The 3,779-nt window shown below is 73.0% G+C and carries 3 protein-coding genes and 2 pseudogenes; 2 read left to right on the forward strand and 3 right to left on the reverse strand.

The window, feature by feature from the left end; translation table 11 throughout:
* Both HUV01_RS13620 and HUV01_RS13625 read right to left on the reverse strand, forming a co-directional pair.
* Window positions 1-614 (reverse strand): annotated as a pseudogene (locus HUV01_RS13620) (dihydroorotase); the annotation flags it as partial.
* A complete protein-coding gene (locus HUV01_RS13625; RefSeq protein WP_174298762.1) occupies window positions 611-1,615 on the reverse strand; it encodes an aspartate carbamoyltransferase catalytic subunit in 1,005 nt (334 codons plus the stop codon). The gene HUV01_RS13625 and the pseudogene HUV01_RS13620, both read right to left, overlap by 4 nt.
* 108 nt (window positions 1,616-1,723) lie before the next feature.
* Here HUV01_RS13625 and HUV01_RS13630 point away from each other — a divergent pair, with 108 nt between their 5' ends.
* Both HUV01_RS13630 and HUV01_RS13635 read left to right on the forward strand, forming a co-directional pair.
* Window positions 1,724-2,656, forward strand: a complete 933-nt coding sequence (locus tag HUV01_RS13630) for a heavy metal-binding domain-containing protein (protein WP_174298763.1) — start codon at window positions 1,724-1,726, stop codon at window positions 2,654-2,656.
* A complete protein-coding gene (locus HUV01_RS13635; protein ID WP_174298764.1) occupies window positions 2,656-3,477 on the forward strand; it encodes a heavy metal-binding domain-containing protein in 822 nt (273 codons plus the stop codon). The genes HUV01_RS13630 and HUV01_RS13635 overlap by 1 nt, the downstream gene beginning before the upstream one ends.
* Window positions 3,478-3,597: 120 nt before the next feature.
* Here HUV01_RS13635 and HUV01_RS13640 read toward each other — a convergent pair.
* Window positions 3,598-3,779: pseudogene (locus HUV01_RS13640) on the reverse strand (hypothetical protein); the annotation flags it as partial.

Genomic DNA, 3,779 nt, shown 5'->3' on the forward strand with positions numbered 1-3,779 from the left:
GCCACCGCCAGCGCCTCGGCCAGCGCGGGCGCGGAGGCCAGCCCCAGGCGGGTGGCCGTCTCCCCCTCGGTCGCCACCGCGTCGCCCACCAGTCCCGCATCCTCGGCATGCGCCACCACCGCCATGTCCAGGTCGCGGGCATAGGCGAGGACGCGCCGCATCACGCCTGTATCGCCGATCCAGCGCGCGCCGGTGCCCAGCGCCCGCGCGCCCGCCTGCCGGCACATCGCCGCTTCCGCCAGTTCGGTCCCGGCCAGGCCGCGGGTGGCGGCGGCGATCGGGTGGATCCACAGGTCCGGCTTGCCGATCAGCGCGGCGCGCTGGACGAGGCCGGGGCCGTCGAGGACCGGCGACTGGTCGGGCATCAGCCCGACGCGGGTGATGCCGCCGGCGCGACAGGCGACAGGGTCGATCGCGAACACGCCCAGGTCGACGATCCCGGGCGCGAGCAGCCGGCCGCCGCAATCGACCACGGCCGCCCCCGACGGCAGGTCGACGACACCGGTGGCGGCGATGGCCCCGTCGACCGCCAGCAGCGCGCCGTCGCGCACTCCGGCGACCGGGCAGACCAGCCGCGCGTTGACGAAGGCGACGGGCGGCAACGGCGCGCTCACGCCCATCCCTCCACGCCGCGCGCGACCCGCGTCAGCACGTCCAGGCAGGCCATCCGCACCGCGACCCCCATCGCGACCTGCTCCGTGATCGCCGAGCGCAGCGGGTCGTCGGCCACCGCCGAGCTGATCTCGACGCCGCGGTTCATCGGACCCGGGTGCATCACCAGCGCATCGGGCTTCGCCAGCGCCAGCCGCCGCGCCGTCAGGCCATAGCGCAGGTGGAACTCGCGAGGCGAGGGGACATAGGCACCCGCCATGCGCTCGGTCTGCAGGCGCAGCATCATCACCACGTCCGCGCCGTCGAGCGCGGCGTCGAAGTCGGTGAACGGCGCCACGTACATCCGCTCGATGCCCGCCGGCATCAGCGTGGAGGGCGCGCACACCCGGACCTCGGCGGCGAGCGCGGTCAGCGCCAGGATGTTCGACCGCGCGACCCGGCTGTGCAGCACGTCGCCGCAGATCACCACGCGCTGCCCCGCCACGCTCCCGCGCCGCCGCCGGATCGTCAGCGCGTCGAGCAGCGCCTGAGTCGGATGCTCGTGTCGGCCATCGCCGGCGTTGATGACCGGGCAGTCGACCTTGTCGGCGATCAGCCGCACCGCGCCGGAACTCGCATGCCGGATGACGATCGCATCGGCGCGCATCGCGTTAAGCGTCTGCGCGGTGTCGATCAGCGTCTCGCCCTTGTTCACCGAGCTGGTCGCGGCGTGCATGTCGATGACGTCCGCGCCCAGCCGCTTGCCCGCGATCGCGAACGACAGCAACGTGCGCGTCGAGTTCTCGAAAAAGGCGTTGATGACCGTCAGGCCCGCGAGCCGCTTGTCGGGGCGCGCCCCGCCCTCCCGACCGCGCGAGCGGTTCGCCTCCACCCATGTCTCCGCCTCGTCGAGCAGGAAGCCGATCTCGTGCGGGGCAAGCCCCGATATGCCGGTCAGGTGCCGGTGCGGAAAGACGGCGCCGCCCGCGATCATCGTTCCGGGGCGGTGGTCCGAGCGGGTCATCGGGGGCGTGGCCTAGCCCGATGACGGGGCCGCGGCAATCCGCCCCCGCCGGGTCTGGCGGAGCGGGACGGCTTGGGGCAGGGTGCGGATGCAAGGAGCTTGGGCGGCATGGGCTGGTTCACGCGATCAAGGCCGAGCGACGCGATAGTCGCGCGCGACCGCGAATGGAAGGCCGCGCTCTCCGCCGGCGTCCTGCCCGCGCACGTCGCGCAGCGGCTGGACGACGCCCGGGCCGGCCGCGCCGCCTGGGTGGCGACGATGACGCCCGCCGAGCTGCTGCTCGCCAGGACCCACGGCATCCGTCCGGTCGCGACCGTGTCCGGCACCTGCTGGTTCCAATATGGCTGGAGCTGGACCGAGGGTCATGCGCAAGGGTGGCACACCGCGCTCGACCGGCTGCGGCAGGAGGCGCGCGCGGCGGGCGCGAACGCGGTGGTGGACGTGCGGATGCGCACGCTGTCGCACCGGTTCGGCGCCAGCATGGACTTCACGCTGCTCGGCACCGCCGTCCTGGTCGACGGCCTGCCCGCGAGTCCCGAGCCTGCGGTGGCAACGGTGCCCGCGCTGGAGTTCGTGCGGCTGCTGGAGGCGGACATCGTGCCGGTCGGCATCGCGGTGGGCGCGCAATACGACTGGTTCCCGCCGCAATGGGGCGGCGGCTGGGCATCGGGATGGCAGACGCAACAGGCGGTGCAGTCGTGGACGTCGCAGCCGCTGCCCGAGCTGACCCAGTTCTGGGAACGCATCCGCCGCGACGCGCATGCCGAGCTGCGCCGAGCGGCGGCGAGCCAGGGCAACGGCGTGCTCGCCCATACCCATCTTGGCCAGCTGATCCGGCAGGAGCGCGAGAAGCAGCCGCCGCGCTACCTTGGCCGGCACATCGTCATCGGCACGGTGGTCGACACGCGCGCCGGCGCGCCGGTGCCGATGGCGATCGATCCGGTCGTCGACATGGTGGACGGGCCGAGCCCGCTGGCGCGCTCGGACGGCCCGCGGCACGCCGGCTATGGCGACCTTGGCGATACGGAAGGAGCGATCTGATGGCGGACGGCACGGCGAACATCCCCGAACATGCGCTGGCGCGGCTGGGAGGGCTGCGGCGCGCGGGGCATCCGGGCGGCATCTTCACGTCCGACTTCACGGTCAACGAGTTCCTGCTGGTCCGCAAGGCCGGGTTCGAGCCCGTGGGCCTGTGCGTCGGCTCGTGCATCTATCACCTGGGGTTCCAGTTCGCCGGCTGGTCGTCGAGCGTCGAGCTGGAGACGCTGTCGACCGCGATGTACGAGGCTCGCGCGCTGGCGATGGAGCGGATGCGGCAGGAGGCGGCCAACATGGGCGCGGACGGCATCGTCGGCGTCCGCCTGACCGTCAAGCGGCTGGAATGGGACAGCAAGGTGCTGGAGTTCGTCGCGATCGGCACCGGCATCGTCCATGCGGGCGGCCAGACCGCGTTCAAGGGTCCCGGCGGCCAGCCCTTCACCTCCGCGCTGACGGGTCAGGATTTCTGGACGCTGCTCAAGGCCGGCTATCGTCCGCTCGAGATGGTGATGGGCAGCTGCGTCTATCACGTCGCCCGCCGTGGCCCGATCGCGTCGCTGGGCAGCGTCGGCCAGAACGTCGAGCTGACCAACTTCAGCCTCGCGCTGTACGAGGCGCGCGAGATCGCGATGGAGCGGATGCAGCTGGAGGCGACGCAGGCGGGCGCGGAGGGCGTGGTCGGCGCCGACCTGCACGAGGGCAGCCACGGCTGGGCGAGCCACGTCATCGAGTTCTTCTCGATCGGAACCGCCGTGGTCCCGATCCCCGGGCACGAGCATGACGACATTCCCGACCCGGCGCTGGTGCTGTCCGTCAACGGGTGACGGCCGGAAAGCGACGACGCGGCTCGTCGCTTTCCCCAGCAAGGCCGGGGTCCAGCTACGGGCGGCCCGGAAACCGGCGCCCGGCCATGGCCGGGGAAACGCAAGCGCGCCGGTCGGGCGTCACTCCCCTGCGGACGGCGTCGCTCCGTCGCCACCGTATTTCGTCTCCAGGTACCGATCGCGCGTCGACAGCCCGTCGGCCGCGCCCGCGCCGATCCGGCGGGTCAGCTCGGCGAGCTGCCGGTCGACCACGCCCAGCCCGTGGAGCAGGCGGGCGTCCGGCGTGCTGCCGTCCGCGCGCC

It is taken from the genome of Sphingomonas bacterium (assembly GCF_903643035.1).
Lineage (GTDB): Bacteria > Pseudomonadota > Alphaproteobacteria > Sphingomonadales > Sphingomonadaceae > Sphingomonas.